The sequence below is a fragment of the Mesorhizobium sp. genome (assembly GCF_004963255.1).
Classification (GTDB): Bacteria; Pseudomonadota; Alphaproteobacteria; order Rhizobiales; family Rhizobiaceae; genus Mesorhizobium.
This window is the reverse complement of record NZ_SUGA01000025.1, coordinates 68,292-74,456: the sequence shown is the minus strand read 5'-3', so window position 1 is coordinate 74,456 and position 6,165 is coordinate 68,292. Positions and strand designations below refer to the sequence as shown.

Here is a 6,165-nt window from a genome sequence, read left to right as displayed (position 1 = left end):
AGATGGAATGGCGATGGCGACTGGCGCTGGCGGCATCGCCACCACCGGCACTTCCGCGGCGGCGACGCGGCGATCCTGGGGCTGGGTCTTGGGCTGGGCCTGGGCAGCATGTATGGCAATTACTACGATCCCTACTCCTACGATCCCTATCCGCGCTATGTTCAGCCGCGGCGGATTTATCGGACCGAACGGCTGTCCAGCGCGCATGTCCGGTGGTGCTACGATCGCTACCGGTCGTATCGCGCCTGGGACAACACTTTCCAGCCCAACTACGGCCCCCGCAAGCAATGCTGGTCGCCCTACAGCTGAGCTTCGGCACATAAACAAGGAAACGGCGCCCTTCGCGGCGCCGTTTTATTTTGCCGCAACCCTGTGCCGCGACCTTGATAACCCTAAATTCATCGGCGGCGCCTATTCATCCAGTCGGTGCTCGACATGCCGATTCGCGGCGAAAAATTCGCCAGAACGTACCCTGCAATGGCCGAAAACGAACTTAGAATCCAACGCCGCCAACGCGTCCTGAAGGGAGCGGCGATCCTGACCGGCATCAACAATTCCGAGGTGACGTGCACAGTACGCAACATGCATTCGAACGGTGCGGAGTTGAAGGTGTCGATCGACGCACGCGTGCCGGACGAATTCCTGCTCTATGTGCCGGTCGATGGCATCGGCTACAGGGCCGTGGTGCGCTGGCGCCGCGAGGACCGCATCGGCGTCGAGTTCACCGGCACCGAGCCCAAGCCACACTGGCACTACGGCTGAGCTGCGGCGACACCGCCGCCAATCTCGCAAAGAAAAGGCCGGCGGATCGCTCCGCCGGCTTTTCCGAGCAATATGAAATTTCGATTTAGTTCTTGGCCTTGTCCACCAGCTTGTTCTTGGCGATCCACGGCATCATCGCGCGCAGCTTGGCGCCGACTTCTTCGATTTGGTGGCTGTCGTTCATGCGGCGGATGCCCTTGAAGCGCGCCAGGCCGGCCCGATATTCCTGCATCCACTCCGAGGTGAACTTGCCGGTCTGGATGTCCTTGAGCACGCGCTTCATCTCGGCCTTGGTGTCAGCGGTGATGATGCGCGGACCCGAGACATACTCGCCCCATTCGGCGGTGTTCGAGATCGAGTAGTTCATGTTGGCGATGCCGCCCTCATAGATCAGGTCGACGATCAGCTTCACTTCGTGCAGGCACTCGAAATAGGCCATTTCCGGCGCGTAACCGGCTTCCACCAGCGTCTCGAAGCCGGCGCGGATCAGTTCGACCAGACCGCCGCACAGCACGACCTGTTCACCGAACAGGTCGGTCTCGCATTCCTCGCGGAAGTTGGTCTCGATGATGCCGGACCGGCCGCCGCCGACGCCGCAGGCATAGGAGAGCGCAAGATCGAGCGCGTTGCCCGAAGCGTCCTGGTTGACGGCGACCAGGCACGGCACGCCGCCGCCCTTCTGGTATTCGCCGCGCACCGTGTGGCCCGGGCCCTTCGGCGCGATCATGACGACGTCGACCGAAGCCTTCGGCTCGATCAGGCCGAAATGCACGTTGAGGCCGTGCGCGAAGGCGATCGCGGCGCCGTCGCGGATGTTCGGGGCGATCTCGTTCTTGTAGATGTCGGCCTGCAATTCGTCGGGCGTCGCCATCATCATCAGGTCGGCCCATTTGGCGGCGTCCGCCACGCTCATCACCTTGAGCCCGTCCGCCTCGACCTTCTTGGCGGTCGCCGAGCCGGCTTTCAGGCCGATGGCGATTTCCTTGACGCCGGAATCCTTGAGGTTGAGCGCATGCGCCCGGCCCTGGCTGCCATAGCCGATGATGGCGACCTTCTTGCCCTTGATGAGATTGAGATCGGCGTCACGATCGTAATAGACACGCATTTGCTGTTCCTTCCCTTTTGAAGATCAGAGGGCCAGCGGCCCGTTTTTTGCTCCGAAGAGAGCGAGAAACTGTTGCGTCGCGCGGCGGGCATCGCCGCCGATCGTCGCCTCAGTCAGTTCCACCCGGTCGCCGAGCAGCAGACGGATCTGCACGTCGCGGCCGACCAGGCCGAAAAAGGTCCGGAACGCCGTCTCGGCGTCTTCGAAATCGAGCAGTCCGGCCTGACGGCCGGCTTCAAGCACCGGCTTCAGCCGCCTGGCCAGCGCAAAGCGGCCATTCTGCAGCACAATGGCGCCGAGATCATCCTTGCCGGAACCGGCATGGCCGACGGCCACACGGTTGAGCGCAATCGACGTATCGCTGGAGATCACCTTGAGCCAGTCGGAGGCGAAGCGTTCGAGGCTTGCCGTCAGCGACGCGAGGTCCAGTCCCTTGCGATCGACCGGCGCCACGCGCACCTTGGAGGCCTGCCACTGCACCGTCGCCGTCAGCAGCCCGTCGCGGTCGCCGAACCATTTGTAAAGCGTTTCCTTGGAGCAGCTCGCCCGCTGCGCCACCGCGGTCATGGTCAGGTTGTCGCCCTCTTCCACCAGCAGGCGGAGCGCCGCGTCCAGAACGGCCTGCTGGCGCTCCGTCAGCGTTTCGCTTCTGTCGATGTCGGCGCCTGCCTGCAGCACGGACTTTCCCGGTTTTCTGGTCGCCTAGAGGCGTACCGTACGTTACGGTTCGGCTTATTGCGCATTCCTGTTTACGATGCAAGGGGCTGCGGCGAAAAATCACCGGCGAAGCGAAGGCTCGCCAGCTAATCGCTGGCCGGCGGATGGCGCAACCGTCCGAGCAGGCCGGCCAATGTCTTCAGGTCCTGGGCTGAGAGCCTGCCGTCCATTCGGTCGGCAATGCAAGCGCCATAGACCGCCCAGATGCGCCGGCGCATCTCCCGGCCGCTTGCCGTGATGCGAACGGTCTGCCCGCGGCCATCGTCGGAGACGGGCAGCTTTTCGACCAGACCATCCGCCTCCATCCGGGCCAGCAGCCGTGAGACGCCGTACTGCGCCAGCAGCACGCGATCAATCAGCTCGAACGGCCTGAGCCCGCCCTCGCCCGCTTCGGCGAGTTCGTGCAGCACGTCGTACCAGGCGAGCGGCGGCAGGCCCTTTGCCTTCAGCGCGTCCTCGGTCCTCTCGACCAGTTGGCGCGAGACGCGCATAAGGCGCGCCCAGGCTGCAATGGCTTCCGGCGACGGCGACGTCTTTGTCATCGGCGCAGCCTAGCGGATAGATGCAATTGCATCAAGCTTGACGATCGATGCATTTGCATCCATATAGATGCAATTGCATCAACAAGGAACTCTGCGATGAAACATGAAATCTGCAAAATCGCCGACATCCCGCAGGCCGGCAGCCTGATCGCGCCCTTCTTCGGTCGCGAGGTCCATGTCTGGCGCAGCGGCGAACGCATCCGCGCCGCGGCCAATGTCTGCCTGCATTTCGGCGGACCACTGGACTGCAAGGACGGCACGCTTGTCTGCCAATGGCACGGCGCGAAATTCGACATGGAAACCGGCGAGCGTCTAGAAGGACCGGCGCCGAAAGGCTCGCGCCTGATGTTCCTGTCGACCCGCATCGAGGATGGCGCGCTCAACTATGTCTGGGGAGAGTGAGATGACCGCAAGGCTCACCCTCGTCAGCCATCACCTCTGCCCCTACGTCCAGCGCGCCGCTATCGCACTTGCCGAAAAAGCTGTGCCGTTCGAGCGGGTCAACGTTGACCTTGCCGACAAGCCTGCTTGGTTCAGAGCCGTCTCGCCGCTCGGCAAGGTGCCTCTGCTCCGCGTCCGGCACGGCCACTCGGAGGAGGTGATTTTCGAATCCGCCGTCATCCTCGAATTTCTCGAGGAGACCGAAGCCAATCCGTTGCACCCTGCCGATCCGCTGGCGCGGGCCAGGCATCGCGCCTGGATCGAATTCGGCTCGGCCATCCTCAACGCCATAGGCCGCTTCTATTCCGCCACCGACGAAGCCGTTTTCCTCCATGAAAGCAGAGGTCTGTCCGAAATGTTCGCTCGTGTGGAGGCCGAACTGCTGGCAAGGCAAAGTGGCCCATGGTTCGCTGGCGAGCGCTTCTCGCTGGTCGATGCCGTCTACGGGCCGGTCTTCCGCTATTTCGACACCTTCGACCGCATCGATGATTTCGGCATTCTGGATGGCAAGCCGCGCGTCCAGGCCTGGCGCACGGCCTTGAGCGGCCGCCGATCGGTGAAGGAAGCCGTCGGCGCGGACTATCCGCGACGGCTGCATGCCTTCCTGCAGGCAAAAAGATCCTATCTGTCCGAAATCATCCCGCTGCGGACCACTGAAACCCCGCAAGCCCGATCCTCCTGAACGGGTCGATCACCGTTCCGGCGAACCATGGCCGCAAGGAATTGCGGCCCTGGCGGAACTCTCGCCAGGGGCGCTACCATGCGGTCGCGGACAAAGGGCAGAGTTGCCGAGTCCGACTGGTAGAACGGCGTCAGCGACAGCGCCCGGAAGATGCGCACATGCCAACGGCGTGCGCGCGCGTAAATACCCAGCGCTTCATCGACGCCGCTCGCCTGCGCCAGCGCATGGCTGAGCGCCGCCGCATCATTGCCCGCCCGAGCCAAGCCGGCCGGACAATCTCCCAACGGCACCGTCAAATCAAGTTGACGCTTCGGCGCGCCTGTCAGGCTTGAGCCGCGTCGAAAGCGGCACGTGCCTCGCGCACGGCGTCATGGTTGAGCTCGGCCCACTGGACCAGCATCTGCAGGGGCGCAAACATCGAGCGTCCAAGATCGGTCAGGCTGTATTCGACGCTCGGCGGCTTGGTCGGGAAAACTTCACGGTGCACATAGCCGTCGCGCTGCAGGTCGTAGAGCGTTTGCGTCAGCATGCGCTGCGAAATGTCGGGAACCAGCCGGCGCAGCTCACCGAAGCGGTAGGGCCTCTCTGCCAGCGCCATGACCAGCAGCGAGCTCCATTTGCCGCTGATGCCCTGGATCACGTCGCGGACCGGACAGTCGGCGAAATTGCCGCCGTTGGTCATCGCCTTATAGACCTCGAGCTTGGCTTTCAGATTGAAGATCTTGCTGTCCATTGCGATATCCGCCGATCGAAACTGAAGCATGTCTCCCGAAAGCGGAAACCGGTCTCGGGTTAAGGACATGCGTAAAATCAAAACCTAGAGCGCGTGGAGCAAATCTGAAAGATCGCGACGCGCTTTAGGCCGGCAATGGTGGTTCCCTCGCCGTGCCTACCTCCCGAAAAACTGCCTTCTTTACGGCCCGAGGTCAATTCCTATTTTAGTGCTGGTCTCTTTTTGAGACTACCACTTGATCCGCCTTCGACGCAATTTTTCAGGGACTCCCCCATGACCGAAACCCTTCTCGTCACCGGCGCTTCCGGCCAGCTCGGCCGAGCCGTCATCAATCACTTGCTGGAGGCGCAGAAAATTGCGCCCTCAAGCATCATCGCCGCCACCCGCAACCCCGAGAACCTCGCCGACCTTGCAGCGCGCGGCATCGCTGTCAGGGCCGCCGACTTCAACGACAAGGTCTCGCTGGAGAAAGCTTTTAAAGGCGCCGACCGGGTGCTGATCATCTCGACCGGCGACCTCGATTTGAAGACGGGCCGTCGCCTGAAGCAGCATGAGACGGCCGTGGCCGCGGCCAAGGCGGCGGGCGTTTCGCATCTGCTCTACACCTCGATGCCCAATCCCGAGCCGGGCTCGCCCGTGCTCTTTGCCGGCGATCACTACGGCACCGAGCAGGCGATCAAGGCAAGCGGCATCCCTTACACCATCTTCCGCAACGGCTGGTATCAGGAGAACCTGTTCATGTCGCTGCCGCACGCCATTTCGTCGGGCAAGTGGTACACGTCGGCCGCCGACGGACGCATCGCCCACGGCGCGCGCGACGATATGGCGGCCGCTATCGCCGCCGGCCTCGCGTCCGGCTCCAGGGAAAGCCACATCTACACGCTGACCGGCCCGCAGGCCTACACCACGAACGAGATCGCGGCGCTGGTAAGCGAGGTGACCGGCAAGCCGCTGGAGGTCATCCAACTGCCGGACGAGGCGCTGACCGAAGGCGTCAAGGCGGCGGGCGTTCCCGAGGATTTCGCCCGCATCATCGTCTCCTTCGATGCCAACACGCGCGCCGGCCGCATTGCGGAGGTGACCGATGCCGTCGAGAAACTCTCGGGCCGCAAGTCGCGCACGCTGAAGCAGTTCCTCGAAGCGAACAAGACGGCACTGCTCGGCTGAAAACCGGCGCGCCTGG

General features: G+C 63.1%; 9 protein-coding genes and 1 pseudogene. 5 read left to right on the top strand and 5 right to left on the bottom strand.

Annotation, left to right across the window (positions count from 1 at the left end; genetic code table 11):
- Both E5X34_RS22665 and E5X34_RS22660 read left to right on the top strand, forming a co-directional pair.
- On the top strand, positions 1-309 hold a 309-nt coding region (locus E5X34_RS22665; protein WP_292569078.1), incomplete at its 5' end, for a BA14K family protein.
- A gap of 168 nt (positions 310-477) precedes the next feature.
- Positions 478-762, top strand: a complete 285-nt coding sequence (locus tag E5X34_RS22660) for a PilZ domain-containing protein (RefSeq protein WP_112127758.1) — start codon at positions 478-480, stop codon at positions 760-762.
- 85 nt (positions 763-847) lie between these two features.
- Here the strand turns inward: E5X34_RS22660 and ilvC are convergent, their stop codons facing one another.
- The 3 genes from ilvC to E5X34_RS22645 form a co-directional block, all read right to left on the bottom strand.
- Positions 848-1,867, bottom strand: coding sequence for a ketol-acid reductoisomerase (ilvC, locus tag E5X34_RS22655; RefSeq protein WP_292569075.1), 1,020 nt, complete (start codon positions 1,865-1,867; stop codon positions 848-850).
- 24 nt (positions 1,868-1,891) lie between these two features.
- Positions 1,892-2,545, bottom strand: a complete 654-nt coding sequence (locus E5X34_RS22650; RefSeq protein ID WP_292569072.1) for a TetR/AcrR family transcriptional regulator — start codon at positions 2,543-2,545, stop codon at positions 1,892-1,894.
- A gap of 125 nt (positions 2,546-2,670) precedes the next feature.
- Positions 2,671-3,126 carry a MarR family winged helix-turn-helix transcriptional regulator gene (locus E5X34_RS22645; RefSeq protein WP_292569069.1) on the bottom strand — a complete coding sequence of 152 codons (456 nt, stop codon included), beginning with the start codon at positions 3,124-3,126 and terminating at the stop codon, positions 2,671-2,673.
- 96 nt (positions 3,127-3,222) lie between these two features.
- On the opposite strand from E5X34_RS22645, the gene E5X34_RS22640 reads away from it, so the two are divergent.
- The gene (locus E5X34_RS22640) at positions 3,223-3,528 is read left to right on the top strand and encodes a Rieske (2Fe-2S) protein (protein WP_292569066.1); all 306 of its coding nucleotides are present in this window, start codon (positions 3,223-3,225) and stop codon (positions 3,526-3,528) included.
- Position 3,529: 1 nt separating this feature from the next.
- Positions 3,530-4,249, top strand: coding sequence for a glutathione S-transferase family protein (locus tag E5X34_RS22635; protein WP_292569063.1), 720 nt, complete (start codon positions 3,530-3,532; stop codon positions 4,247-4,249).
- Here E5X34_RS22635 and E5X34_RS22630 read toward each other — a convergent pair.
- A pseudogene (locus E5X34_RS22630) lies at positions 4,203-4,494 on the bottom strand (FAD-dependent monooxygenase); the annotation flags it as partial. The gene E5X34_RS22635 and the pseudogene E5X34_RS22630 sit on opposite strands and share 47 nt — an antisense overlap.
- A gap of 77 nt (positions 4,495-4,571) precedes the next feature.
- Positions 4,572-4,982, bottom strand: coding sequence for a helix-turn-helix domain-containing protein (locus E5X34_RS22625; protein WP_127252731.1), 411 nt, complete (start codon positions 4,980-4,982; stop codon positions 4,572-4,574).
- A gap of 273 nt (positions 4,983-5,255) precedes the next feature.
- Between E5X34_RS22625 and E5X34_RS22620 the strand changes: the two genes are divergently transcribed.
- Positions 5,256-6,149, top strand: a complete 894-nt coding sequence (locus E5X34_RS22620; protein WP_292569060.1) for an SDR family oxidoreductase — start codon at positions 5,256-5,258, stop codon at positions 6,147-6,149.
- Positions 6,150-6,165 lie beyond the last annotated feature (16 nt).

Excerpts from the sequence above, each read along its gene's own strand:
- E5X34_RS22660 (WP_112127758.1), top strand. The coding sequence starts at position 478 with ATGGCCGAAAACGAACTTAGAATCCAACGCCGCCAACGCGTCCTGAAG.
- ilvC (WP_292569075.1), bottom strand. The coding sequence starts at position 1,867 with ATGCGTGTCTATTACGATCGTGACGCCGATCTCAATCTCATCAAGGGC.
- E5X34_RS22645 (WP_292569069.1), bottom strand. The coding sequence starts at position 3,126 with ATGACAAAGACGTCGCCGTCGCCGGAAGCCATTGCAGCCTGGGCGCGC.
- E5X34_RS22640 (WP_292569066.1), top strand. The coding sequence starts at position 3,223 with ATGAAACATGAAATCTGCAAAATCGCCGACATCCCGCAGGCCGGCAGC.
- E5X34_RS22635 (WP_292569063.1), top strand. The coding sequence starts at position 3,530 with ATGACCGCAAGGCTCACCCTCGTCAGCCATCACCTCTGCCCCTACGTC.
- E5X34_RS22625 (WP_127252731.1), bottom strand. The coding sequence starts at position 4,982 with ATGGACAGCAAGATCTTCAATCTGAAAGCCAAGCTCGAGGTCTATAAG.
- E5X34_RS22620 (WP_292569060.1), top strand. The coding sequence starts at position 5,256 with ATGACCGAAACCCTTCTCGTCACCGGCGCTTCCGGCCAGCTCGGCCGA.